Raw genomic sequence first — 23,817 nt, 5'->3', positions numbered from 1 at the left:
ACATCTCTCAGGCAGTAAATTATAATCCATTCTTGATTTAGGGTTGTTCTGCTCTATGTTGTGCGGCGGAACGCGCGACAAATTTCCATAAGCCGAGACAAGATATGCGCCAGGCCGTAACATCGAACGATATCATCGAGTTGGTCCGCGATGCCGGCCTGCGCCCGACGCGCCAACGCCAGTCACTGGCGCGCCAACTCTTTTCGGGCGGCGACCGGCACGTTACCGCCGAACAACTCCATTCCGAATCGCTCAGCCAGGGAGTCAGTGTCTCCCTCGCCACCGTCTACAACACATTGCATCAATTCACCGCCGCGGGACTGTTGCGGGAATTGGTCGTCGATGCCGGTCGGTCTTATTTCGATACCAATATCACCGCTCACCACCACCTGTATTTCGAGGATAGCGGAAAATTACGCGACGTTTCCGGCGACAATGTCACCATCGGTGAATTGCCCGCGCTCCCCGAAGGAGCTGAAATTTCGCGCATCGACATCATCATCCGCGTCAAAAATAGCGCGCCCACCGCGTAGCGACGGCGGCCGGCAAGCAGCTGGCCGCAACTCTTCTCCGTGTCTTTGAATATTGCCGCAGGGCGGCATCATTAATAGTATTTAGAATAATTCTAATATGGCTTGACGACGCCGGTTGCCTCCGGCATATAAGGCTGTCTAGCATGTAGCCGCAGCGGATAACCGTCGCGGACGTCGCTTAGTGAACACAACAAATTGGGAGAGAAGCCGATGCCGGCATTGAAGGGTTCAAAGACCGAACAAAATTTGAAGGACGCTTTCGCGGGCGAGAGCCAGGCGAACAGGCGCTATCTCTATTTCGCGCGCCGGGCGGATGTCGAAGGTTTCAACGATGTATCGACCGTATTTCGCTCCACCGCTGAGGGCGAAACCGGCCATGCGCACGGCCATCTCGACTACCTGGTAGAAACCGGCGATCCGGCGACCGGACTGCCGATCGGTGATACCGCAAAGAATCTTGTCGCCTCGGTCGCCGGCGAGACGCACGAATATACCGATATGTATCCCGGCATGGCGCGCACGGCGCGCGATGAAGGCTTTGACGAAATCGCCGACTGGTTCGAGACTCTCGCCAAAGCGGAGAAATCTCATGCCGGCCGCTTCCAACAAGCTCTCGATTCACTTTAATCGAGCCGATGCATAAGGCGCCGGGGCTGTCGACGATTTCGGTCGGGAGCCCCGTTGCGCTGTTTGCCGCCGCGCACAACTAAACAGGCAAGAGAGATGGCCGTAGATCCCGGCGCACCGACGCGCCATCCTGTCGCCTGGCGCGATCCTGAATTTTTCGACGCGCAAGCGCTCGATGCGGAAATGCGCCGAGTATTCGACATCTGCCATGGCTGCCGGCGCTGTTTCAGCTTGTGCGATTCCTTCCCCCGCCTGTTCGATCTAGTCGACGATTCCAAGACCGGTGAAGTTGATGGCGTTGCATCGAACGATTTCGCCAGCGTCGTGGATGCCTGCACGCTGTGTGACATGTGCTTCATGTCCAAATGCCCCTACACCCCGCCGCATGAATGGAATATCGACTTTCCGCATCTCATGCTGCGCTACCGCGCAAACCAGCATCGCGACGGGCGGGCGCCGACCTCGGCCAGCCCGCGCCTCGCCGAAACCGATAAGAACGGCCGCCTGGCGCGCTTTCTGGCGCCGTTGATGAATTGGGGTGCACAAAAAAGCAATCGCCTCAGCCGGTTGCTGATGGAAAAGCTCGCCGGTATTCACCGCGAGGCGCGCCTGCCTAAATATCGCAATCCAACTCTTCTGCGCCGCGCCCGCAAAAATCCACCGACAGTGAACCACGCCGCACCGGCAGAAGGACGCAAGGTCGCGCTCTATGCCACCTGCTTCGCCAATTACAATTCCCCCGCCATCGGCGAGGCGGCGCTGGCGGTTCTCGCCCATAACGGCGTGACCTGCGAGGTGGTGTATCCGCGCTGCTGCGGCATGCCGCAGCTTGAGCAGGGTGATATTGCCCGGGTAGCCGAAAGCGCAAAAAAAACAGCCGCCGAGCTCGGACAGTGGATCGACAAGGGCTATGACGTCGTTGCCTTGGTGCCGAGCTGCGCGTTGATGCTGAAGCTCGAATGGCCGCTGCTACTGCCCGAGGATGCCGCGGTGGCGCGGTTGGCGGCCCATAGCTTTGACATTACCGAATACATCGTCGCCATTGCCCGTGACGAAGGATTGGCAGAGGGCATGGGCAAGCTCGAAGGTGGCGTAACTCTGCATATGGCGTGCCACGCCCGTGCCCAGAATATCGGCAACAAGGCGGCGGACATGCTGAAGCTCGTGCCCGGCGCCGAAATTGAGGTAATCGAGCGCTGCTCAGGCCATGGTGGCTCGATCGGCGTGACCCGGGATTTTCACGAGACCGCGCTCAAGATCGGCAAGCCGACGGCGCGCCGCGCCCTGGAAAACAACAACCGCTTCGTCGCATCTGAATGCCCGCTCGCCGCCAGCCACATCATGGCCGGCATGGAACGGCTCGCGGCGGAAAGCACAGAAAACAAAGACCAAAAAGACGGCGCCCCGGTATTACCGAAAGCGACGCGCGCCTTCCATCCCATCGAGCTCTTCGCCAAAGCCTACGGCCTTAGCAAATAGGAATTCCGCATGACGGCGAAACGCAAAATATTGCCTTCCGATATTATGGATATGGCAGCTTACAGCGACGAGCGTGCGGCGCGGCGCGCGCAAATCAGCGGCGTTAAACGCGACCGGCGTATTGCTGTCGGCCCGTTCGCCACATTTTATTTCGAGAGTTACGACACCATGTGGATGCAGATTCACGAGATGCTATTCGTCGAGCGCGGTGGGGAAGAACAGATTTTAGGCGAATTGGAGGCCTACAACCCTTTGATTCCTAACGGAAATAACCTTGTCGCGACGCTCATGTTCGAAATAGCAGACGGTACCGTGCGAGCGCGTGAATTGGCCCGCCTCGGTGGCGTCGAGAAAACCATTCGCATCGAGCTAGGCGATAGCGCTATTGCCGCACAGCCGATTGCCGACGGCGTGGAACGCACCACTGACGAAGGCAAGACGTCGGCGGTGCATTTTCTGCGCTTTGACTTCAGCGCCGCCGAGATTAAGAAATTTCGCGATAACGCGGTGCGTGCGGTGATATCCGTAAACCATTCCAACTACGGCCATATGGCGGTCATTCCGGACGCTGCGCGGCGCGCGCTCGGCGCCGATTTCGACTAGATCACCGGGCATTATTCGATCACCTCACCGGGATAAACACCCCACAGCCCGCCCTGTTTTGTCCAGGCTTTGGTATCACCGTGCGCCACTCGGCACCACGCGCCGTCGCAAGAAATAATTTCTACTAAGACGCCGGACTCGGCGCGGAATAAAGCCGGCGCACTGGCCTCCGGCGCGCGCCGAAAGATGCGCTCCGGCGGCGCCACCAGAGCGCTGCGGCGGCCCGACAAAAGCGCCCGATGAACCCATCCCACGGCGCCTTCGGAATCGCGCACCCGGCGCCAATTGTCGAATTCGGCGATAATCTCGACCGGCAGCCCGCGCCGCAGGTAGGTCCAGTCTATGGGATATCGCGTGCCCGGACCCGTGCGCAGATTGACCTCCCCTGACTTCAGCGAAACGAAGCGTGGCAACGGCAAAGAATCGGCGGCGTCTGCCGCCTGCGGGGACCACAGCCACAAACAGGCGACCAGGCCAACAGCGCTAAGATTTGACATGAACAAGCGCAAGAGGTGCATTCGAGTATTGATGTTTCAGGGTCCGATTAATTATTTGAGCGCTCATTTTACATCAAATCATCGGCGCTGCGCTCGATTGTCTCGCTGAGCCAGCTTTGCTAGACAAGAGAGGTGGTTTCGCCGAAATTAGCGGTGGAATGCGAGCCGAAGAGTAGAACAAGGAAAATCATGCCGTCGTCGAGCAAGAAACCGCTGGTGTTCGTCACCCGCCGTCTGCCGGATCAAATTCAGGCGCGCATGATGGAGCTGTTCGATACGCGTCTCAACGAATCAGACACGCCGCTCAGCCAAGGCGAGTTGATTGAGGCCGTGCAAAGCGCCCATGTCATCGTGCCGACGGTCACCGATTCGATCAACGGCGAGGTCATTGCCGCCGCCGGCCCGCAGCTCAAACTGATCGCCAGTTTTGGCACGGGTGTCGATCATGTCGATGTGGCCGCCGCCAAGGAGCGCGATATCCTGGTCACCAACACTCCCGGCGTCTTGACAGAAGACACCGCCGATATGGCGATGGCATTGCTCCTTGCCGCGCCCCGGCGTTTGACCGAAGGCGACAGGCTGGTACGCGGCGGAACCTGGCAAGGTTGGGCGCCGACCTCGATGCTGGGCCAGCGCATTTGGGGCAAACGCCTCGGGATCATTGGCATGGGCCGGATCGGCCAAGCGGTAGCACGGCGCGCTCTCGGCTTTGGGCTGACCATCCATTATCACAACCGCAAGCGTGTACATGCCGAGATCGAAGAAGAGCTTGATGCCACCTGGTGGGAAAGTCTCGACCAGATGTTGGCCCATATGGACCTTATTACCATCCATTGCCCGAGCACGCCGGCAACCTTCCATCTTCTGTCGGCGCGCCGGCTTAAACTCATTCGCTCAACCAGCTATGTCGTCAACACGTCGCGCGGCCATGCCATTGATGAGGCCGCGCTCGCCGCGCTGTTGGAGCAAGGAAGCATCGCCGGCGCCGGCCTCGACGTTTACGAAAACGAACCGGCAATCAACGCGAAACTCCTGAAGCTCGACAATGTCGTTCTGCTGCCGCATATGAGCTCGGCGACCGTGGAAGGCCGCCTCGACATGGGCGCGAAGGTGCTGATCAATATTCAAACTTGGGCTGATGGCCACATGCCGCCCGATCGAGTGATCGAAAATTCGGTCTGAGAGTTTGAGAGTTGGGCCGCTGATGCTCCCGCTCGGCCCTACCAATCAGGCCATTTAAAAATGAACTGCCCGTCGTAAAAGGCGGATTTCAGGAATTCAAGGTCGCGCTCATAATCCGTTATTGCCGCCTGGTTTTTGTCGCGCTCTTTCTTTTTCTCGAGATTTACTTTCAGGGCATAAAGCGTGTTGCTCATTTTTTGCAGGCGCTCGGGCGATTCGCCGGCACCCCATTCCGCCCAATCGACGCCCTCGATTTCAAGCGGCCCCGCGTAAGCGAACACCCGGCGTAAAATATTCTCGCGCGCGGGCCGCATCGGGCCGCGGACGCCAACCTGATAACCAAATTTTTTGAGAACTCCCTGTTTGGGAGGTTTGAATTTTTTTTCAGCCATGCCTCATGATTTGCGCGCGTCGACGATGATGCAGGTGATTTTCTCGTCGCCGAGCGCGCGGCACGCCTCCAACCGGTGCAAGCCCGCAACCAGGACAAAGCGACCACCGTCCTCGCGCAGCTGTATCGGCACTTTCATGCCTTCTTCCAATATGTTTTCGGCGAGCGCGTCCACAGTCTCCTGATTCAGCGTATCTCGCCGTTTCAAGGGAACATAGATATTTGGGATATCCACGAATACGTCTTTGAGCACCGCGCGTGTCTCCGCTTCAGGATGATGATCTGAAGAGTGTGGCAAGCAAGCGCGGCGCGTGCAACATGCTAAGAATCAGGATGACGCGCTGATTTCGCCGGCGCTCGCCTGGTGCGATGTGAGATCGGTAATCGTCGGAGTCTCGCCGCATAGCGGACAGGTTGGGTCGGGTTTGACGCGCACATTGCGGAAGGTGGCGCTCAACGCATCATAGATCACAAGCGTGCCCGAGAGGCTTTCCCCGATGCCGAGCAATTCCTTCAGCACCTCAGTCGATTGCAGCGAACCCATCGTGCCAGCCACGGCGCCGAGGATGCCGCCTTCGGCGCAGGAGGGAATGAGGCCAGGCGGCGGCGGTTCGCGAAAAATGCAGCGGTAACAAGGATGGCCCTCACCTAAATGCGCCTTGAAAGTGGAGAGCTGGCCGTCAAACCGCAGAATCGCAGCCGACACAAGAGTCCTTTTAGCCAAGTAACTGGCATCGTTGATTAGAAACCGGGTTTCGAAATTATCACTGCCATCGGCCACCAAGTCATAGGCGGAAATTAACTCCATGGCGTTTGCCGCGGTCAGCCGCTCGTTATGCGTGACGACGGTGACGCCGGGATTAATCGCATGAATAGCGCGCTCGGCACTTTCGACCTTGAGGTCACCTAACCCATCGCTGGTGTGAATAACCTGGCGTTGCAAATTGGACAGGCTTACCCGGTCATCATCGACAATTCCCAGCGTGCCGACCCCAGCTGCCGCGAGATAAAGCAGCAGCGGCGAGCCCAAGCCGCCGGCACCGACTACGAGTACGTTCGAATCGAGCAGCTTGGCCTGCCCGCGCCCGCCGACTTCCTGAAGAATGATGTGGCGCGCATAGCGCTCGATTTGGGATTCATCGAAGCTCATGTGAAAACCCCTACTCCGCCTTACACGCCACTGAAGAGATCGGTCGAAAGATAGCGCTCGGCGAAGGATGGGATGATGACGACGATGCGCTTACCCGCCATGTCCGCGCGGGTGCCGACCTCGAGCGCCGCCGCCACTGCCGCGCCCGAGGAAATCCCAACCGGGATGCCCTCCATCCGGGCGACCTGGCGCGCCGTTTCGAAGGCGGTCTCGTTGCCGATGGAGAGATATTCATCGATCAACGACCTGTCCAGAATGTCCGGCACGAAACCTGCCCCAATTCCTTGAATCTTATGCGGACCCGGCGCGCCGCCGGACAGCACGGAACTGTCCTCGGGCTCAACCCCGACCACACGCAAATTAGGCAGGCGGGGCTTCAGTACTTGGGCGCAGCCGGTAATGGTGCCGCCGGTGCCGACGCCGGCCACAAATACATCCAACTTGCCGTCGCAGTCGTTCCAGATTTCCTCAGCGGTCGTGCGGCGGTGAATTGCTGGATTGGCGAGATTGGCAAACTGTTGAAGCATCAGCGCGCCGTCATTCTCCGCGACGATTTCCTCAGCCCGCGCCATGGCGCCTTTCATGCCCAATTCGGGCGGCGTCAGCTCGAGTTCGGCGCCGAGCAGCTTGAGAATTTTACGCCGTTCCTGAGACATGCTCTCCGGCATAGTCAGAATCAGGCGGTAGCCTTTCGCGGCGGCGACGAAGGCCAGAGCGATCCCGGTATTTCCCGAGGTCGGCTCGACCAATATGGTCTTTCCCGGCACCGCCTGTCCCACCTCTTCGGCGGCGTCGATCATGGCGAAGCCGATACGATCTTTGACCGAAGCCAAGGGATTGAAGAATTCGAGCTTGGCGACGATTTCGGCCTTACAGCCGACATGCTGCGGCAGCCGGTTGAACCGTACCAGTGGCGTGCCGCCGACCGTTTCGATGACATTTTCGTAAATGCGGCCGCGCGAGAATGTTTTCTGGTCTTGGTCAGTCACAATATTCCCCGTCCTTAAATAGTGTAATCGAGTTTCGTGTCAGGGACACGGGTGATGCCGAAGTCCGTCGCACGCCGGCAAAGATCTTCGATCGTAATCTTGTCGAGACGGGTCATCATGTCTTCCTGCATCTCATTCCATATGGGTTGAAGCACGTGATCCGCCAAATCGGAAGCGGCTTCTTTGGCTTCTTTTTGGTCCATGTTTTCTAGCTCGCGCACGACCCGCGCGATATGGCCAAGTGTGATGCGCCGGCGCTCACGCGCCAAGAGATATCCGCCGCGTGGCCCGCGCACGCCACGCAACACACCGGCATGGACGAGGCTTTGCATTACCTGCTCAAGATAGCGGTGCGGCACGCCCTGGCGCTTGGCAATTTCACGGCTTCGCACCGGTTGGGTGCCACCGTTATAGGCGATATCGACCACCGATTCGACCGCATAGACGAGCTTTTTGGAAGGTTCAAGCATGATGAGTGGATTAATTATCCTCGGCGCCGAGGCCGGTAGAGCCGAAACCATTGGCGCCGCGCACAGTGACCGGCAAGGCCTGCACCTCCGTCAGCACCGCGCGCACCACAGGCGCGACAACCAGTTGTGCAATGCGCATGCCGCGCGCAACGGTAAACGGCGCGTCGCCGTGATTTACCAACAGCACGCCGATTTCGCCGCGATAGTCTGAATCGATGGTGCCCGGGCTGTTGAGAAGCGTGAGGCCATGTTTTAACGCCAATCCGGACCGCGGCCGCACCTGCGCCTCATAGCCGCCAGGTAGCGCCAGAGAAATCCCGCACGGCACAAGGCAGCGCTCGCCGGGAGCCAAAGCAATCTCGCCCTCTATTGCCGCCATAAGATCGAGCCCGGCGCTGCCAGCACTGGCGTAGGCAGGCAGCGCCAAATCACTGCCATGCGGCAATCGCCGCACCGCCACTTCGATCTGTTCGCTCATGTCGCGCTGCCCAAGGCATGGGCGATGCGCTCCGCCAGGCGGGCGGCCACGTCCAACTTGCTGGCGTAGGGCCATTCTTCAACGCCGGTTTCGCCGCCCGCAGCGGCGCGGATGAGATGCACTTTGTTATGATCGCCGCCGAAGGTACCGGTCTCCGGCGAAACGTCGTTGGCCAATATCCAATCACAGCCTTTGGACACAAGCTTCGACTGCGCGTAGGCGACGACATCGTCGGTCTCGGCGGCAAATCCGATGACCAGCCGTGGCCGGTCATTCTCGCGCGCCGCCAGGGTGGCCAGGATATCGGGGTTTTCCACCAATTTCAGATCGGCGGGTGCCGCAGCCGCGCCAGTTTTGTCCTTCTTTATTTTGTGCCCGCGCATCTCAGCTGGGCGCCAATCCGATACCGCTGCGGCGCAGATGGCAACATCGGCCGGCAACGCGTCAAGGCACGCCGCCAACATCTCGCGCGCGGTTTCGACATGCACAACCGCCACGCCCGGCGGGTCAGCTTCGGCGCTCGGCCCTGAAACCAGGGTGACAGACGCGCCGAGGCGGGCACAGGCGCCAGCGATGGCGTGGCCCTGCTTGCCGGAAGAACGGTTGGCGATATAGCGCACTGGATCGATCGGCTCATGGGTGGGGCCACTGGTCACAATCGCGCGCAGGCCGCGCAGCGGGCCGCCCAGCGCATTCTCGATGGCGGCGAGAATCTGCGCCGGCTCAGCCATGCGCCCGAGTCCAATTTCGCCCTCGGCAAGCGCGCCATGCGCCGGCCCGACTGTCATCACTCCGTCGTCCTGCAAGCGCGCCAAATTGCGCTGGGTCGCGGCATTGTCCCACATGCGGCTATTCATCGCCGGCGCGACCAATATCGGCCGGTCGGTAGCGAGCAGCACGGTGGTCGCCAGATCGTCAGCGATGCCGTTTGCCATTTTGGCGAGAATATCCGCCGTCGCCGGCGCGACGACGACGATATCGGTCTCGCGCGCCAGGCGGATATGGCCAATTTCGCTTTCATCGGTGAGCGAGAATAGATCGGTATGGACCTTTTCACGCGCCAGCGAAGCGACGGAGAGCGGCGTCACGAACTGGGCGCCGCCCTTGGTCAGAATCGGGCGCACCAGCGCGCCGCTGGCACGCAGGCCGCGTATGAGCTCCAGGCTCTTATAGGCCGCTATACCGCCAGAAATAATCAGCAGGACACGCAGATTGGTTAGCACAAACGTAATTCCATTTAATTCCCAATTTGAATCTGTAGATAAACTAATTCGCTCGGGTTTAAAGGGCAAGCCGAGATCGTTGCGGGCCGCCATCTGTGTCAGTACCCTTGAGGCGTGGCGGAAAACGCCCCGGCAAATTTAAATCGAAGCAAACCATGATTTATCACCAGCCCATATTCAGGACTTTGGGCGATACCGCGCTCAATATCGAGTTCGGCGACGAGACCAGCATCGCCTTGAATTTTCGTATCCTGGCCCTCGATATCAGCCTGCGTGCCCATCCGCCGAACGGCCTGGTAGAGACAAATCCGCAAGTCCGCACGCTCGGCATCGTTTACAACCCGTTGGTGACGACGCGCGACAAAATGATCGCCGCGTTGCAGGAGTTAATAAAATCGGCCAGCGAGGTCGCGAAACTTCCGAGCCGTAAGATGACCATTCCGGCCTTGTATGACGATCCGTGGTCGCGCGAATGCGCTGAAGCCTTCGGCGTCCGCAACAACATGGAATATATCGCCGAGTTCAACAACATGACGCCGGAACATGTGATCGAGGCGCACACCGCCAGCGATTATTGGGTCACCGGGGTTGGCTTTGTACCCGGTGCTTTCATGTCCTACGCGATGGATCCGCGCCAGCGCATCGGTGCGCCACTCTACCGCACGCCGCGCAGCTGGACACCAGCGCGGCTGCTGAATTTCGGCGGCACCACGTCGACGATTTATCCGATCCAGGTTCCCGGCGGTGGCCAACTGTTCGGCCGCACGCCGATAGATATCTTCGAACCGCAGCAGAAAAATGCGGTGTTTGCTGACGGCCCGGTCCTCGCCAGAGCCGGCGACCGGCACCGCTACCGCGCCATCGCGCGCGACGAATACGATCATATTCGCGAATTGGTGGAAGCCGGAATCTACGAATATCAAGTCGAGGAAGATAGCTTCGATTGCGCCCAATACATCACTTGGCTCGAAAGCCTGGGCGAGGCGGCGGAGAAAACCGACCCGGAAAGCTCGTGGAGCCTAGCGTGATGCTCGAAATCCTGCGGGGCGGACTTCATACGACGGTGCAGGACATGGGCCGCCGAGGCGGTCAATCGCTCGGCATCCCGCCCTCGGGTGCGCAGGACGGTTTCGCTTTGCGCATCGCCAACCTGCTGGTTGGCAATCCGCCTGGCGGGCCGCTCATCATCCGCGACGATCCCGGCGCCGCCGGGCTTGAAATCACCATGGCCGGGCTCGAAATCCGCGCCCGATCGGACCTGTTGGTCGCAGCTACCGGCGCCGATATGGGCGCGACCTGCGATGGCGCGCCGGCGCCGCTATGGCAAGCGTTCGTCCTCCGCGCCGGCCAGGTGTTGGCCTTCGGCATGGCAACATCCGGAGCACGCGCTTATTTGGCCGTGCATGGCGGCATTGACGTGCCGCTCTATCTCGGCAGCCGCGCCACCCATACGCGCGGGCAATTCGGCGGCTTCGAGGGACGTACGCTCAAGCCCGGCGACGATGTACCCGTGGGTCCGGCCGACGCCGATTTGCACACCCTTGCTGGGCGCCGACTGCGGCCGGAGCTTGTGCCGTCCTATAGCGGCCGGCGCCAGGTGCGGGTGGTGCGTGGCCCCGAGTCGCATCACTTCAGCGCCGAAAGCGAGGCGGAATTCTATGCCAGCACGTGGAAGCTCAACCCGAGATCGGACCGCACCGGAATGCGGTTTATCGGCCCCAAACTGAGCTTTCGCCCGGGCCGGCCGCGCTATCTGGTGGAAGAAGCCGGTGCGGACCCGTCAAACCTGGTGATCGATCCGGGTGCGCCGGTCGGCACGATTCAGGTGCCGTCTGGGGTCGAGCCCATCGTCCTGGGCGTGGATTCGCCGAGTGTCGGCGGCTACGCCAGAATTGGCGTGGTGATGTCGGGTGACATGTCGGCGGTCGGTCAATTGCAGCCGCTGCAATCGGCAGTCTTTGTGCGAACGTCACTTGAAGATGCAGTGGCGGCATTGCGGCACCAGGAAAGTCTGATTTCCGAATCCAGCATCGCAGCATGATCGGTTCCGGGGCTGGCTTTCGTTTAAGTCAGTTGCAGGATCAACAGCGCCGCCAAGAGGGCGGCGATTAGGCCAAGCGTCACATGCACGCCGTCGAAGCGGCCCCTGCGCCAGGCGCCGCGGTGCGCGCCGTTCTCCTGAGCGTTTCCGTTTTCAAATTTTTCGAGCGCGCTTTCGGCCCGCTCCAGCATCCGCGGCACGCGCCGGAGCGCCGCCACGGATTCCACTGCGGCATCGCGCAGGCGCGCCTCGGGACCAAGATTTTCGCGCGCCCAGCGCTCAATCTGCGGCTGCGCTAGAGCCCACATATTTTCTTCCGGGCTGAGGCGGCGGCACAGGCCCTCGGCCATCAGCAGTGTTTTCTGCAGCAACAGAAGCTGTGGCTGAGTTTCCATTTCAAAAGTTTTGGTGACTTTAAAAAGATGCCCGAGTAATTGCCCGAGGGAGATTTCATGCAGCGGTTTGCCGAGGATCGGCTCGCCGATCGAGCGTATCGCTTGGGTGAAAGCGGCTTTCGACTTATGCCTAGGCACATAGCCTGCCTCAAAATGCACCTCGGCAACGCGTTCGTAATTGCGAAGCAGAAAACCCAGCAACATTTCCGCCAAATACCGCCGTGTATCGCGGTCAAGCCGGCCCATGATGCCGAAATCAACCGCATTCACTCGACCCTGAACGTCGATCAGAAGATTGCCGGCATGAAGATCGGCATGGAAAAATCCATCGCGGAAGACCTGTCGGAAGAAGGCGCCGGCGGTGACTTTCAGAATTTCACGCGGTTCAAACCCCGACTCTTCGAGCTTTTCGCGTTCGTCGATCGACACGCCTTCGACCCGCTCCAGCGTCAGGACGCGCTGGCTGGTGCGCTGCCAATCCACTTTCGGCACGCAATACATAGGATCGTCGGAAAAATTCTCGCGGATTTCCGATGCTGCCGCGGCCTCGATGCGCAAATCCATTTCCATCGCCACGCTGTCGGCGAACGTGCGGATCACTTCGACCGGCTTGAGACGCCGCCATGCCGGTAGCGCGCGTTCGGAGAGCGCCGCCAGCCAGTAAAACAGCTCGAGATCACGAGCGAACGCGTCTTCGATGTCGGGGCGCAAGATTTTCACCGCGACAGCGTCACCCTCGGTCGTGCGCGCGAGATGCACCTGAGCGATGGAGGCGGCGGCGACCGGCTCGATATCGAATTCCGAGAATAACGCGTCGAGCGGCTGGTTGAGCTCGCGCTCGACGATCTCCTGCGCCGCCTTGCCACTGAACGGCGGCAAACGATCCTGCAATTCGGACAATTCGCTCGCCACTTCCTCGCCGATCAAATCGGGGCGAGTGGAAAGTGCCTGGCCAAACTTGATAAAACTCGGACCCAGAACCTGGAGTGCGTCGGCCAGGCGCTCGCCTTTGCCGCCCAATCCCCGGCGCCGTGGGGCGAGACCGGCGATCCAGGTGACGGAAGGGGCGATCTTGGCATCTTTCAACAGAAAGAGCGCGTCATAGCGCCCGAGAATCCAGGTGACTCGCACCAGGCGCCAAATATTTTTTGCCGTCCGCCGCATCTTCCGGTGCCGCGTTTAGACCCGCCAGGCGGAATGCAGCGCCGCGATGCCACCGCTTAACGGGCGCCAGTTAACGCCGCCGAAGCCGGCTTCGCGGATCATCTCGGCAAAATGCCCAGGCGCCGGAAAGCGCCGGATGCTTTCCACCAAATAGCGGTATGAGTCGCGGTCCCCGGCAACGATCCTGCCGAGTGCCGGAATGACGGAAAAGGAATAAATCTCATAGAGGCGATCCAAGCCCGGCGCCTGTTCGGGGCTGAATTCCAGACAGAGAAAGCGCCCGCCTGGCTTTAGCACCCGCGCCGCTTCCGCCAGGGCCTTATCAATATGGGTCATGTTGCGAATGCCGAAGGCGATGGTGTAGGCATCGGCACTGCTGGCGGCCAGGGGCAGGGCCTCGGCATCGCCGACCAGCCAGTCGATACCGGCGACAATGCCGCGGTCCCAGCCGCGCATGCGCCCTTCCGAAACCATGTTTTCACTCAAATCGCAGACCGTGATCTCGGCATCGCCGGCGAGGCGCGCGCTTACCCGAAAGGCGATATCGCCAGTGCCGCCGGCGACGTCCAGAAGACGCAATCCCGGCTTGGGCGCCAGCCAATCTATCATTTGGCGCTTCCACACGCGATGCGCGCCGGCGCTCATGAGGTCGTTCATGAGGTCGTAGCGTTTGGCCACGCGGTCGAACAGGCCGCGCACAAGTCGCGGTTTTTCCTCGGCCTCGATGCGTTGATAGCCGAAATCCACCTGTTCGTTGGCGCCGCTGTGATTTTCCGTATCCGACATGTGCGGAGGATAGCCTAGCACTCCCGGAGGCGCTACGTTACGCGCTATGCCAGAATTGCCCGAAGTGGAAACGGTCCGGCGTGGCCTGGAGAAGCGCCTTCTCGGCCAGCGCATCGCCTATGCCGAGACGCGCCGACAGACTCTGCGTATTCCCTTGCCGGAAAACTTTGCCGCGCGTGTGACGGGCCGGCGCTTCGAACGGCTGGAGCGGCGCGGTAAATACATCCTCGCCTATCTCGACGACGGACAGGTGCTGATCGTCCATTTGGGCATGTCGGGCCGCTTTACTCTCGGCGAGGCCGGTGCATTGCCCGAAGGGCCGCATGACCACGTGGTTTTTCGCATGGCCGACGGCACTATCGCGACCTATACCGATCCGCGCCGCTTCGGCCTGATGACGCTATGCCCTGAATCCGAAATCGATGATCATCGCTTGCTCGCCAAAATGGGGCCAGATCCGCTCGGCAATGCGTTCAGCGGCCCAAGTTTGGCGGCGCGGCTGGCTGGCAAGCACTCGCCGATCAAGGCGGCGTTGTTGGACCAGAAAATCGTCGCCGGGCTCGGCAACATTTATGTTTGCGAGGCACTCTTTGGCGCCGGCATCAGCCCGCGACGTTCGGCCCATACCGTGCAGGGCGCACGCGCAGAACGCTTGGTGACAACGATACGTCAAGTTCTTGACCGGGCCCTTCAGGCCGGCGGATCGTCATTGCGCGATTATGTTCAGGCGAGCGGCGAACTGGGCTATTTTCAGCTTCAGTTTTCAGTCTATGGCCGCGAAGGAGAGCCGTGCCCGGAATGCGATTGCGAACAATCGGTAAAGCGCATCGTGCAGAGCGGGCGTTCGACCTTTTATTGCGCCAGGCGCCAGCACTAATGCCCGGACGCATGCGGGTATATTGTTGGGCTCTATTGGGTTGGACGATGCTGTTCGGCGGTTTCCTTGTGGTCTCGCCAATAGGTGCACCATCTGGCGCGTTTGCCGCGGACGACACTGCGGCGTTTCTCACCGCCATCGACGAAGTCCCTCTGATGGCTGGCCTGACGGAAGAACAGACGCCAGCGCTCGACTTCGACAAGCCGGACGGACGTCTGGTCGAAACTTACGCTTACGGCGAGGTCACGGCGGAAGAAGCCGGCGCGTTTTACCGCGCCGTAATGCCGGAATTCGGCTGGCAAAATATCGATGGGCTTGTTTTTTCGCGCGAAGGCGAGATGTTACGCATAGATTTCATCCCAGAAGAGCGCTCGCTGGTGGTGCGGTTTGTGCTATCCCCCAATTCATCACAATAAGCGCCGCCTCGACAGGCAGGCGCAGAAGACGGAGTAACGGCCATGTCATATCAAAACATCATCCTCGACCGGACGGAACGGGTCGCGAAAATTACCCTCAATCGGCCGAAGGCGCTCAACGCCCTCAATGCCGAATTGATCGCTGAGTTAAACGCGGCGCTCGATGACCTCGAAGCAGACGAGGCCATCGGCGTGATTGTCATCACCGGGAGCGAAAAGGCCTTCGCCGCCGGCGCGGACATCAAGGAAATGCAGAACAAGAGCTTTGCCGAAGCTTATTCGGGAGACTTTATCGGCCCGTGGGAGCGCGTGACCAGATGCCGCAAGCCGGTGATTGCCGCAGTCGCGGGGTACGCGCTTGGCGGCGGCTGCGAACTCGCCATGATGTGCGATTTCATCATCGCCGCCGATACCGCCAAATTCGGCCAGCCGGAAATCACTCTGGGGGTCATTCCCGGCGCCGGTGGCACGCAGCGCCTGACCCGCGTAATCGGCAAGGCCAAGGCGATGGAAATGATTCTCTCCGGGCGCATGATCGGCGCCGAAGAAGCGGAACGCGCCAATTTGGTCAGCCGGGTGGTGCCGGCGGCGGAACTGATGGAAGAGACCATGAAGGTCGCAGAGCGCATCGCTCATCTTTCGCAACCCATTGTTGCGATGGCGAAATCCGCCGTAAATACCGCATATGAGACGGTCCTCGCAGAGGGCGTTCGCTATGAACGGTCGATATTTTATTCGACTTTCGCCACCGAAGACCAGAAAGAGGGCATGGCCGCCTTTGTCGACAAACGCGAACCTTCATTCAGCAACAAATAGCCGCGCGATCAAAGCACTGAGCGCGGTTGACGCCGGCTTGGCGTGCCGATATAACCGCGCTTCCCGAAACAGAATTTCATAGGTACGCCATGGCGCACACCGTGCAGGCGAAAAAACGAATTCGGCAACTGTTAAAGAATACGGATATCAACCGCATGCGGATGAGCCGGATTCGGACATATATGCGCACGGTTGAACAGGCGATCGAGAGCGGTGACAAGCCGGCGGCGCAAGAAGCCTTGAAGGCGTTTCAGCCGGAAATCATGCGTGGCGTCACCAAGGGCGTGTTACGCCTGAACATGGCGGCGCGGCGTATCTCGCGTCTCAACAAACGGATCAAGGCGCTCGGCTAGTCGCGCCACCGCTGCCGCTCGCGCCGATAATATCGCCGGGCGAAAAATAATATTTTTCTTGTGACAAATTTCCTGCAGGTTCGGCGGGCGCTTTGATTTGCGCGCCGATTGCGGCTTGTGCTGAGAGTCCAACCGCTTAGCTTTCACCCCTCAGTTTGCGGCTCAGACGGGTGAAATAAAAATGCGCAAATTAATATAGACGTTCCTATTTCGGACCTGTTGCCAGTCCCTCACCACGCCATTACTCTAGGCTCACTCGCTGGAACAACTCGGCGGGGCAACAAAAATTACTAGGGACATCTTTGCGGCGCGCAATTAAAAATAAGCGCCGCAAACGGTGAGATTTGGTTAATTTTCAGCAGTCATGAGCATTATCACCAACAATAATATTGCGCCGGGAGAAACGGTGGGAGTCGATCGGGACAGTGTGCGCCGCGCGGCCAGGGAACGGCTCGCGTCCGGGGTTTCTTATGCCGGCGACGTCACGCCGGGCGAAGCTTGGCAAGTTCTCGCGGACGATGCCGACGCCGTTCTTGTCGACGTGCGCACCGACGCGGAATGGAACTTTGTCGGCGTGCCCGAGCTCGGCTCTCTGGATAAAAAGCCGCTGCTAATTTCCTGGCAGCGCTTTCCAGACATGTCGCAAAACCAGGAATTCGCGTCTGAGCTCGCGCGCGCCGGCGTGGCGTCATCGGCTGCTGTCCTCTTTCTCTGCCGCAGTGGTGTACGCTCCGCGTCGGCGGCCGAACACTGCGCGGCTGAAGGTTTCACGAATTGTTACAATATCATTGAAGGGTTTGAAGGCGTGCCGGACGCGGACAAGCACCGCGGCAAGATATCTGGCTGGAAAATGCGCGCGCTCCCGTGGGTTCAGGGCTGATAGATGCCTGACACAGATAAATCCACGCATCCGCTTCATGAGGATCAGTGGTCCACCATCCGCTCGCGCCTCCAGGAAGAGTTAGGCGACGCAGCTTTTCGCAGCTGGTTGAAGCCCTTGGTGTTGCGCCGCATCGAGAATGGCGAAGCACTGGTGGCAGCGCCGACGCGCTTTCTGCGTGACTGGGTGAGCGCACGCTATGCCGACCGCATAGCTGAATTGTGGCATGAGATGAACCCCGATGTCCGCCTCGTGACGGTTGAGGTGTTCGCCTTCAGTGCCCCCGCGCCGGCGCCAGGCATGCTGAAGGATAGTAATCCGCAGCGGCTGGCCGCGACGACTGCGGTGCCTAACCCGACACCGACACGTGGCTCTTTCTTACGCCTGCGGGCGGTCGAGGAGGATGTCGACGCGCTCTCTTCGCCGCTCAACCCGCGCTTCGGATTTTCGGAGTTCGTCGTCGGCAAACCCAATGAATTCGCGCATGCTGCGGCGCGCCGAGTGGCCGAAGCGGACAAAGTGCCGTTCAATCCGCTCTATTTGTATGGCGGCGTAGGCCTCGGCAAGACCCATCTCATGCACGCGATGGCGCGCCATATCCGCGAGCGCGATCCGAGCCGTCGGGTGCTCTATTTGTCGGCCGAGAAGTTCATGTATCACTTCGTCCGAGCGGTTCGCTACAAGGACACCATGGAGTTCAAGGAGCAGTTTCGCTCCGCCGATGTGTTGATGATCGATGACGTCCAATTCATCTGCGGCAAGGACAGCACTCAGGAAGAATTCTTCCATACTTTCAATGTGTTGATCGATCATAACCGGCAGGTGGTGATATCCGGCGACAGATCGCCGTCCGATCTCGACGCCATGGAGGAGCGGTTGCGCTCGCGCCTCGGCTGGGGACTGGTAGCGGATATTCACGCCACCACCTACGAACTCCGGCTTGGCATCCTGCTTGCGAAGATTGAGACGATCGGCGTTGTCGATGTGCCACGCGATGTGGTTGAATTTTTGGCGCGGCGAATCACCAGCAATGTCCGCGAATTGGAAATGGCCCTCAACCGGGTGACTGCCCATTCCACACTGGTGGGGCGCAAAATTGACCTGGAAGTGGCAAAGGAAGTCCTGCGCGACGTTTTACGGGCCAGCGAGCGTCGTATTACGATCGAAGAAATCCAACGCCGGGTCGCGGAGCATTACAACATCAAATTATCGGAAATGTCGTCCGAGCGCCGTGCCCGCGCGGTTGCCCGTCCGCGCCAAGTGGCGATGTTCCTGAGCAAGCAATTGACCTCCCGCTCGCTGCCTGAAATCGGCCGCAAGTTCGGCGGACGCGATCATACGACCGTCATGCACGCGGTCCGAAAGATCGAGGAATTGCGTCTCAGCGACGCAGCGATTGCGGAAGATGTGGAACTTCTCAAACGCACCCTGGAAAGCTAGCGGATCGTCTCGCTGAGGCGCTGTTGCCGAGGTCAACCCGGTGCCCCTTCGACGCGTGTTTTTAGTGCCGAATTCGCCCCCTATCTGTTATATTTAAGAATGGTTGGAGAGTTCCGATTCGGCGCGTCTCGAATGACGCTGGAACGGCTCGTTTCGGGACCAAAACCACGTTTTTTTATAAATCTATAACTCGTATTGTATTGCCATGAAATTGACGATTGAACGGAGTGCGCTGCTGAAGTCCCTCGCGCATGTTCAGAGCGTCGTTGAGAGACGCAACACGATCCCTATTCTCTCCAATGTCCGGCTCGACGCGGGTGATGATGAGAAATTGCACCTGACAGCGACGGACATGGACCTCGCGGTGATCGAAGCGGCGCCGGCGAATGTGGCGCAATCCGGCGCCACGACGACATCCGCCCATATGCTGTACGATATCGTACGCAAGTTGGCTGAAGGCGCCCAAGTCGAGATTTCATTGATCCAGGATGGCGGCAAGCTCGAAATTCGCTCCGGCCGTTCGCGATTTACTTTGTCGTGCCTGCCGGTCGAGGATTTTCCGGTCATGGCGGATGGAGAACTGGACCATCGATTTGCGGTTTCCGCCGGCGATCTTAAGCGTCTGATCGATAAGACCGCCTTCGCTATCTCGACCGAGGAAACGCGGTATTATTTGAACGGCATCTATTTGCATGCAGCGGGCGACGAGGGTGCCAAATGTTTGCGCGCCGTGGCGACCGACGGACACCGCCTGGCGCGAGTCGACACCGCATTGCCGGCGGGCGCAGAAAACATTCCCGGCGTCATCGTTCCCCGCAAGACCGTGGCCGAATTGCGCAAGCTGATCGATGAAAGCGACGGCGACGTGATGATTGCGCTTTCTAGCAGCAAGGTCCGCTTCGCGTTCGACGGCGCGATCCTGACTTCTAAATTGATCGACGGCTCTTTTCCCGATTATGAGCGCGTTATACCGTCAGCGAACGATAAAATCATGACGGTCGACAAGCATGCCTTCATACAGGCGGTTGATCGCGTATCGACGATTTCCACCGAGAAATCGAGGGCCATCAAGATCAGCCTCGAAGATTCGCAGATGACGCTGTCGGCGACCAGTCCGGATGCGGGTGCGGCCTCGGAAGAACTTGATGCGCAGTACAATCTGGAAAAAATGGAAATTGGCTTCAACTCCCGATATGTACTCGATATGGCCAAGCAGATCGTCGGCGAAACCATCGAATTTCGCCTTGCGGATTCGGCGTCACCCACTTTGGTGCGTGATTCAGAAGATGAAAACGTCGTTTACGTCATCATGCCCATGCGTGTTTAGGTGAGCGCCGCACTGTCCTATTCAGCGCGCTCTTCGAACGGTTCGCAGAGCGCGCCTCGCCTCGCTATCAGCCGCGTAACACTAAGCGATTTCCGGTGCTATACCTCACTTCGCCTTAACTGCGAGACCGGGATTGTAGTCCTGACCGGGGCAAACGGCGCGGGCAAGACGAACCTTCTAGAAGCGCTTTCGTTGTTGAGCCCGGGGCGCGGCTTACGCGGCGCCCGGTTGGCTGAGATCTCACGCCGGCGCGAAAGTGGCGCGCAGCAATCTGACTCCGCGGCGCGGGAATGGGCCGTTGCAGCCGAGTTCGCCACGCCGCACGGCCCGCTATCGGTCGGTGTCGGATGGGCCGAGGCCAATGGCGAGCGCCGCACCGTGCATATCGACGGCCAGACGGCCCGCAGCCAAACGGCGCTCGCGGAACATATCTCAATGGTTTGGCTCACGCCGGCGATGGACCGCCTCTTCGTTGAAGCGCCGGCTGGCCGGCGGCGCTTTCTGGATCGCCTGGTATTTGCTTTCGATCCCGCCCACGCCGGGCGCCTGCAAGCCTATGACAAGGCGCGCCGCGAGCGCAGTCGATTGTTGCGCGAGACCCGGGTGGACGGTACCTGGCTGGGCGCCCTGGAACGAAATATGGCCGAGCGCGCCGTGGCCATTGCGGCGGCTCGCCTCGATCTGGTCGAGCGCCTGAAACGCGCATTTGATGAGGAAACCGGGCCTTTCCCGCATCCGGAGATTGCCGTGCAGGGCGTGATCGAGGATTCACTCGAGGCGCAGCCGGCGCTCGATGTCGAGGAAAATTACCGCGCTGCGCTGGCCCGCGCGCGCGCCCAAGACCGGGTCAGCGGCACCTGTGAAGGCGTACATCGGAGCGATTTGTTCGCCCGCCTGAGCGCCGTGGGCCCGCCCGCCGAGCAAGCTTCGACCGGCGAGCAAAAAGCCATTCTCATTTCCCTTATTCTCGCCCATGGCCGCTTGCTCGCCCGCCTCAAGGGCCGCGTACCGGTACTGCTGCTCGATGAAATTGCTGCCCATCTCGATGCATCGCGCCGTGCGGCTTTGTTCGAAGCGATCCGCGACCTCGGCGCCCAAGCCTGGCTGACCGGCACCGACGATTCCCTGTTTGCACCGCTCAACGGAATTGCTCAGTTCCACAAGGTGGCGAACGGCCAGATTTCACAACAGGCTAGCCATGACTGATCCCGTAACAGACCCCGCCGCCGAAAGCAGCACACCAAGCCCGAACGGCAATGCAGAGGGTGCCTACGGCGCCGATTCCATCAAGGTGCTGCGCGGCCTCGACGCGGTGCGCAAGCGCCCTGGAATGTATATCGGCGATACCGACGATGGCTCGGGCCTCCATCGCATGATCTACGAAGCCGTCGACAATGCCGTCGATGAAGCGCTGGCTGGATATTGCGATGAAGTCGACGTCACATTGAACGCTGATGGTTCAGCCACAGTGCGCGACAATGGCCGCGGCGTACCAACCGGCATCCACGAAGAAGAAGGTGTCTCCGCTGCCGAGGTCATCATGACCAAATTGCATGCCGGCGGTAAGTTCGATCAAAACACCTACAAGGTTTCGGGCGGCCTGCACGGCGTCGGCATATCTGTTGTCAACGCCCTCTCCGAATGGTTGGAACTGCGCGTATGGCGCAACGGTCACGAGCATTTCATGCGCTTTCACGGCGGCGCGCCGGAAGACTCCCTCGCAGTGGTCGGCCCCTCTGAGCGCACCGGCACCGAAGTTAAATTCCTGCCATCCCCCACCATATTCGCCCTGATCCATTTCGATTTCGACACGCTTGAACATCGCCTGCGCGAACTCGCATTTCTCAACGCCAACGTCAAAATCACCCTAACGGACGAGCGTGCCGCGGAGCCGAAGGTCTCCATATTGCGCTATGAAGGCGGCATCCTCGAATATGTGCATTATCTCGACCGCGCCAAACAATCACTCCTCGGCGAGGCGATTACCTTTATCGACGACAAAGACGATGTTGTCGTTCAAGTCGCGATGCAATGGAACGACAGCTATCACGAAACGGTGCTGTGCTTTACCAACAATATCCGCCAAGCGGATGGCGGAACCCATCTGGCGGGCTTTCGCGGCGCCCTTACACGCTGCGTCAACGCCTATGCGGCGCAAAGCGGTTTAGCCAAGCGCGAAAAGGTAACTATTTCCGGCGATGATGCGCGCGAAGGACTCACCTGCGTCCTCTCCGTAAAGGTCCCGGACCCTAAATTTTCTTCGCAAACCAAAGAGAAGCTGGTGAGCTCCGAAGTGCGGCCGGTTGTGGAAGGCGTCGTTGGTGATCGCCTCGGCCAATGGTTCGAGGAACATCCAAATGAAGCGAAAACCATCATGTCCAAGGTGGTCGAAGCGGCGGCGGCACGCGAAGCGGCACGCAAGGCGCGCGATTTAACCCGACGCAAGGGCGTACTCAGCGTCTCCAACCTGCCCGGCAAACTTGCTGACTGCCAGGAACGCGATCCGAAGAAATGCGAACTGTTCCTGGTCGAGGGCGATTCGGCGGGCGGATCCGCCAAACAGGGGCGCAACCGGCGCAATCAAGCGGTTCTGCCGTTGCGCGGTAAGATCCTCAATGTCGAGCGCGCACGCCTGGCGAAAATGCTGAACTCGAACGAGATCGGCACCATTATCACGGCGCTTGGCACCGGTATCGGCGCTGACGATTTCGATATCACCAAACTGCGCTACGATAAAATCATCATCATGACCGATGCGGATGTGGACGGCTCGCATATCCGCACCCTTCTGCTCACCTTCTTCTTCCGCAACATGCCAGAACTTATTCAAGACACCACCAATGGCGGGATTCACGGGCATTTGTTCATCGCCCAGCCACCGCTCTACCGGGTGAAACGCGGCACCAGCGAGCGCTATCTGAAAGACGACCGCGCATTGGAAAACTTTTTGATCGAGACCGGGCTCGAGGAAACGGTGCTGGAAGTGCAGGGCGGCGGCAGCCGCGCCGGCGCTGATCTCGCCAGCATTCTAGACGCTGCACGCGAGATCGATGTCCTGGTCAAGGCGCTGACCCGGCGCACCGATCAACGCATTGTCGAGCAGGCGGCGATTGCCGGGGCGCTCAATCCCGATATTCTCAACGATCCGGAGCTGGCAGCCTCGGCCGCCACCTATATCGCTGGCCGTCTCGACAATCTCTCTCCGGAAATCGAGCGTGGCTGGCACGGCGAAGCGGTGGACCTGTCGAAGGGCCGGGCCTTCAAATTCAGCCGGACGTTGAGGAGCGTGACAGAGAGCCATCTCGTCGATTCGGTGCTGATCAGCACTCCCGAGGCGCGGAAGCTGGACAGTTTGGCCGCCAGCCTGCAGGAGATTTACAGCCATCCAGCCACGCTCCGGCGCAAGGATTCGGAACGTGAAATCACCTCACCGACGATGCTGCTGGACGCAGTCTATGCCGCCGGCCGCAAGGGCCTATCAATTCAACGCTATAAGGGTCTCGGCGAGATGAATCCGGGGCAACTGTGGGAAACCACGCTTGACCCGGATGCGCGTACGCTGCGCCGGGTGGAAATTAGAGACGCGTTGGAGGCCGACGAGATCTTCTCGACCCTGATGGGCGAGGTGGTGGAACCGCGCCGCGAATTCATCCAGAATAACGCGCTCAAGGTCGTCAATCTCGACGTCTGAGACCTCGAG

26 protein-coding genes are annotated in these 23,817 nt (G+C 59.8%); 16 read left to right on the top strand and 10 right to left on the bottom strand.

Annotated elements, in window-relative coordinates:
* Nucleotides 1-104: 104 nt before the first annotated feature.
* The 4 genes from O3A94_05285 (at nt 105) to O3A94_05270 (ending at nt 3,242) form a co-directional block, all read left to right on the top strand.
* Nucleotides 105-533: a Fur family transcriptional regulator gene (locus O3A94_05285; protein MDA1355668.1), complete on the top strand. Its 429-nt coding sequence runs from the start codon at nt 105-107 to the stop codon at nt 531-533.
* Nucleotides 534-743: 210 nt separating this feature from the next.
* Nucleotides 744-1,160, top strand: a complete 417-nt coding sequence (locus O3A94_05280; GenBank protein ID MDA1355667.1) for a rubrerythrin family protein — start codon at nt 744-746, stop codon at nt 1,158-1,160.
* A 96-nt stretch (nt 1,161-1,256) separates the two neighbouring features.
* Entirely contained in the window at nt 1,257-2,639 is a 1,383-nt protein-coding gene (locus tag O3A94_05275) for a heterodisulfide reductase-related iron-sulfur binding cluster (protein ID MDA1355666.1), read from the top strand.
* Nucleotides 2,640-2,648: 9 nt separating this feature from the next.
* Nucleotides 2,649-3,242: a DUF3501 family protein gene (locus O3A94_05270; GenBank protein MDA1355665.1), complete on the top strand. Its 594-nt coding sequence runs from the start codon at nt 2,649-2,651 to the stop codon at nt 3,240-3,242.
* 11 nt (nt 3,243-3,253) lie between these two features.
* Here the strand turns inward: O3A94_05270 and O3A94_05265 are convergent, their stop codons facing one another.
* A complete protein-coding gene (locus O3A94_05265) occupies nt 3,254-3,739 on the bottom strand; it encodes an SH3 domain-containing protein (protein ID MDA1355664.1) in 486 nt (161 codons plus the stop codon).
* A 189-nt stretch (nt 3,740-3,928) separates the two neighbouring features.
* Here O3A94_05265 and O3A94_05260 point away from each other — a divergent pair, with 189 nt between their 5' ends.
* A complete protein-coding gene (locus O3A94_05260; protein MDA1355663.1) occupies nt 3,929-4,921 on the top strand; it encodes a D-glycerate dehydrogenase in 993 nt (330 codons plus the stop codon).
* Between the two features lie 38 nt (nt 4,922-4,959).
* Here O3A94_05260 and O3A94_05255 read toward each other — a convergent pair whose 3' ends face one another.
* The 7 genes from O3A94_05255 to coaBC form a co-directional block, all read right to left on the bottom strand.
* Entirely contained in the window at nt 4,960-5,313 is a 354-nt protein-coding gene (locus O3A94_05255; protein ID MDA1355662.1) for a hypothetical protein, read from the bottom strand.
* 3 nt (nt 5,314-5,316) lie between these two features.
* Complete coding sequence (locus O3A94_05250; GenBank protein ID MDA1355661.1) at nt 5,317-5,565, bottom strand: ParB N-terminal domain-containing protein; 249 nt, start codon at nt 5,563-5,565, stop codon at nt 5,317-5,319.
* A 75-nt stretch (nt 5,566-5,640) separates the two neighbouring features.
* Nucleotides 5,641-6,462, bottom strand: a complete 822-nt coding sequence (gene moeB, locus O3A94_05245) for a molybdopterin-synthase adenylyltransferase MoeB (GenBank protein MDA1355660.1) — start codon at nt 6,460-6,462, stop codon at nt 5,641-5,643.
* Between the two features lie 20 nt (nt 6,463-6,482).
* On the bottom strand, nt 6,483-7,451 hold the full coding sequence (gene cysK, locus O3A94_05240; GenBank protein ID MDA1355659.1) for a cysteine synthase A: 969 nt from the start codon (nt 7,449-7,451) through the stop codon (nt 6,483-6,485).
* A 14-nt stretch (nt 7,452-7,465) separates the two neighbouring features.
* Nucleotides 7,466-7,921, bottom strand: coding sequence for an Rrf2 family transcriptional regulator (locus tag O3A94_05235; GenBank protein ID MDA1355658.1), 456 nt, complete (start codon nt 7,919-7,921; stop codon nt 7,466-7,468).
* 10 nt (nt 7,922-7,931) lie between these two features.
* Nucleotides 7,932-8,399: a dUTP diphosphatase gene (gene dut, locus O3A94_05230; protein MDA1355657.1), complete on the bottom strand. Its 468-nt coding sequence runs from the start codon at nt 8,397-8,399 to the stop codon at nt 7,932-7,934.
* On the bottom strand, nt 8,396-9,622 hold the full coding sequence (coaBC, locus tag O3A94_05225; protein ID MDA1355656.1) for a bifunctional phosphopantothenoylcysteine decarboxylase/phosphopantothenate--cysteine ligase CoaBC: 1,227 nt from the start codon (nt 9,620-9,622) through the stop codon (nt 8,396-8,398). Before coaBC ends, dut begins: the two co-directional genes overlap by 4 nt.
* A gap of 155 nt (nt 9,623-9,777) precedes the next feature.
* Between coaBC and O3A94_05220 the strand changes: the two genes are divergently transcribed.
* Nucleotides 9,778-10,650: a carboxyltransferase domain-containing protein gene (locus tag O3A94_05220; protein ID MDA1355655.1), complete on the top strand. Its 873-nt coding sequence runs from the start codon at nt 9,778-9,780 to the stop codon at nt 10,648-10,650.
* Entirely contained in the window at nt 10,650-11,663 is a 1,014-nt protein-coding gene (locus O3A94_05215; GenBank protein ID MDA1355654.1) for a biotin-dependent carboxyltransferase family protein, read from the top strand. Before O3A94_05220 ends, O3A94_05215 begins: the two co-directional genes overlap by 1 nt.
* Before the next feature lie 23 nt (nt 11,664-11,686).
* Here O3A94_05215 and ubiB read toward each other — a convergent pair whose 3' ends face one another.
* Both ubiB and O3A94_05205 read right to left on the bottom strand, forming a co-directional pair.
* Nucleotides 11,687-13,222: a 2-polyprenylphenol 6-hydroxylase gene (gene ubiB / locus O3A94_05210; GenBank protein MDA1355653.1), complete on the bottom strand. Its 1,536-nt coding sequence runs from the start codon at nt 13,220-13,222 to the stop codon at nt 11,687-11,689.
* Nucleotides 13,223-13,237: 15 nt separating this feature from the next.
* Nucleotides 13,238-14,008, bottom strand: coding sequence for a class I SAM-dependent methyltransferase (locus tag O3A94_05205; protein MDA1355652.1), 771 nt, complete (start codon nt 14,006-14,008; stop codon nt 13,238-13,240).
* A 46-nt stretch (nt 14,009-14,054) separates the two neighbouring features.
* Here O3A94_05205 and mutM point away from each other — a divergent pair, with 46 nt between their 5' ends.
* The 9 genes from mutM (at nt 14,055) to gyrB (ending at nt 23,808) form a co-directional block, all read left to right on the top strand.
* A complete protein-coding gene (gene mutM, locus O3A94_05200; GenBank protein ID MDA1355651.1) occupies nt 14,055-14,885 on the top strand; it encodes a bifunctional DNA-formamidopyrimidine glycosylase/DNA-(apurinic or apyrimidinic site) lyase in 831 nt (276 codons plus the stop codon).
* On the top strand, nt 14,885-15,301 hold the full coding sequence (locus O3A94_05195; GenBank protein MDA1355650.1) for a hypothetical protein: 417 nt from the start codon (nt 14,885-14,887) through the stop codon (nt 15,299-15,301). The genes mutM and O3A94_05195 overlap by 1 nt, the downstream gene beginning before the upstream one ends.
* A gap of 42 nt (nt 15,302-15,343) precedes the next feature.
* A complete protein-coding gene (locus O3A94_05190; GenBank protein ID MDA1355649.1) occupies nt 15,344-16,117 on the top strand; it encodes an enoyl-CoA hydratase in 774 nt (257 codons plus the stop codon).
* Between the two features lie 89 nt (nt 16,118-16,206).
* Nucleotides 16,207-16,470 (top strand): 30S ribosomal protein S20, encoded by a 264-nt coding sequence (gene rpsT, locus O3A94_05185; protein MDA1355648.1) that lies wholly within the window; start codon nt 16,207-16,209, stop codon nt 16,468-16,470.
* Nucleotides 16,471-16,834: 364 nt separating this feature from the next.
* Entirely contained in the window at nt 16,835-17,350 is a 516-nt protein-coding gene (locus O3A94_05180; protein MDA1355647.1) for a rhodanese-like domain-containing protein, read from the top strand.
* A gap of 3 nt (nt 17,351-17,353) precedes the next feature.
* Nucleotides 17,354-18,790: a chromosomal replication initiator protein DnaA gene (gene dnaA, locus O3A94_05175; GenBank protein ID MDA1355646.1), complete on the top strand. Its 1,437-nt coding sequence runs from the start codon at nt 17,354-17,356 to the stop codon at nt 18,788-18,790.
* 205 nt (nt 18,791-18,995) lie between these two features.
* Nucleotides 18,996-20,117 (top strand): DNA polymerase III subunit beta, encoded by a 1,122-nt coding sequence (gene dnaN / locus O3A94_05170; protein ID MDA1355645.1) that lies wholly within the window; start codon nt 18,996-18,998, stop codon nt 20,115-20,117.
* A 12-nt stretch (nt 20,118-20,129) separates the two neighbouring features.
* A complete protein-coding gene (recF, locus tag O3A94_05165) occupies nt 20,130-21,323 on the top strand; it encodes a DNA replication/repair protein RecF (GenBank protein ID MDA1355644.1) in 1,194 nt (397 codons plus the stop codon).
* Nucleotides 21,316-23,808: a DNA topoisomerase (ATP-hydrolyzing) subunit B gene (gene gyrB, locus O3A94_05160; GenBank protein MDA1355643.1), complete on the top strand. Its 2,493-nt coding sequence runs from the start codon at nt 21,316-21,318 to the stop codon at nt 23,806-23,808. The genes recF and gyrB overlap by 8 nt, the downstream gene beginning before the upstream one ends.
* Nucleotides 23,809-23,817 lie beyond the last annotated feature (9 nt).

It is taken from the genome of Pseudomonadota bacterium, assembly GCA_027624955.1.
In the GTDB taxonomy this organism is placed as follows: Bacteria; Pseudomonadota; Alphaproteobacteria; order UBA828; family UBA828; genus PTKB01.
This window is presented reverse-complemented; position numbering and strand designations above follow the sequence as displayed.

Excerpts from the sequence above, each read along its gene's own strand:
- O3A94_05260 (MDA1355663.1), top strand. The coding sequence starts at position 3,929 with ATGCCGTCGTCGAGCAAGAAACCGCTGGTGTTCGTCACCCGCCGTCTG.
- O3A94_05190 (MDA1355649.1), top strand. The coding sequence starts at position 15,344 with ATGTCATATCAAAACATCATCCTCGACCGGACGGAACGGGTCGCGAAA.
- dnaA (MDA1355646.1), top strand. The coding sequence starts at position 17,354 with ATGCCTGACACAGATAAATCCACGCATCCGCTTCATGAGGATCAGTGG.
- O3A94_05205 (MDA1355652.1), bottom strand. The coding sequence starts at position 14,008 with ATGTCGGATACGGAAAATCACAGCGGCGCCAACGAACAGGTGGATTTC.
- O3A94_05195 (MDA1355650.1), top strand. The coding sequence starts at position 14,885 with ATGCCCGGACGCATGCGGGTATATTGTTGGGCTCTATTGGGTTGGACG.
- ubiB (MDA1355653.1), bottom strand. The coding sequence starts at position 13,222 with ATGCGGCGGACGGCAAAAAATATTTGGCGCCTGGTGCGAGTCACCTGG.
- rpsT (MDA1355648.1), top strand. The coding sequence starts at position 16,207 with ATGGCGCACACCGTGCAGGCGAAAAAACGAATTCGGCAACTGTTAAAG.
- O3A94_05275 (MDA1355666.1), top strand. The coding sequence starts at position 1,257 with ATGGCCGTAGATCCCGGCGCACCGACGCGCCATCCTGTCGCCTGGCGC.
- O3A94_05220 (MDA1355655.1), top strand. The coding sequence starts at position 9,778 with ATGATTTATCACCAGCCCATATTCAGGACTTTGGGCGATACCGCGCTC.
- dnaN (MDA1355645.1), top strand. The coding sequence starts at position 18,996 with ATGAAATTGACGATTGAACGGAGTGCGCTGCTGAAGTCCCTCGCGCAT.
- mutM (MDA1355651.1), top strand. The coding sequence starts at position 14,055 with ATGCCAGAATTGCCCGAAGTGGAAACGGTCCGGCGTGGCCTGGAGAAG.
- O3A94_05265 (MDA1355664.1), bottom strand. The coding sequence starts at position 3,739 with ATGTCAAATCTTAGCGCTGTTGGCCTGGTCGCCTGTTTGTGGCTGTGG.
- O3A94_05285 (MDA1355668.1), top strand. The coding sequence starts at position 105 with ATGCGCCAGGCCGTAACATCGAACGATATCATCGAGTTGGTCCGCGAT.
- O3A94_05280 (MDA1355667.1), top strand. The coding sequence starts at position 744 with ATGCCGGCATTGAAGGGTTCAAAGACCGAACAAAATTTGAAGGACGCT.
- O3A94_05215 (MDA1355654.1), top strand. The coding sequence starts at position 10,650 with ATGCTCGAAATCCTGCGGGGCGGACTTCATACGACGGTGCAGGACATG.
- O3A94_05270 (MDA1355665.1), top strand. The coding sequence starts at position 2,649 with ATGACGGCGAAACGCAAAATATTGCCTTCCGATATTATGGATATGGCA.
- O3A94_05235 (MDA1355658.1), bottom strand. The coding sequence starts at position 7,921 with ATGCTTGAACCTTCCAAAAAGCTCGTCTATGCGGTCGAATCGGTGGTC.
- dut (MDA1355657.1), bottom strand. The coding sequence starts at position 8,399 with ATGAGCGAACAGATCGAAGTGGCGGTGCGGCGATTGCCGCATGGCAGT.
- O3A94_05255 (MDA1355662.1), bottom strand. The coding sequence starts at position 5,313 with ATGGCTGAAAAAAAATTCAAACCTCCCAAACAGGGAGTTCTCAAAAAA.
- gyrB (MDA1355643.1), top strand. The coding sequence starts at position 21,316 with ATGACTGATCCCGTAACAGACCCCGCCGCCGAAAGCAGCACACCAAGC.
- moeB (MDA1355660.1), bottom strand. The coding sequence starts at position 6,462 with ATGAGCTTCGATGAATCCCAAATCGAGCGCTATGCGCGCCACATCATT.
- O3A94_05180 (MDA1355647.1), top strand. The coding sequence starts at position 16,835 with ATGAGCATTATCACCAACAATAATATTGCGCCGGGAGAAACGGTGGGA.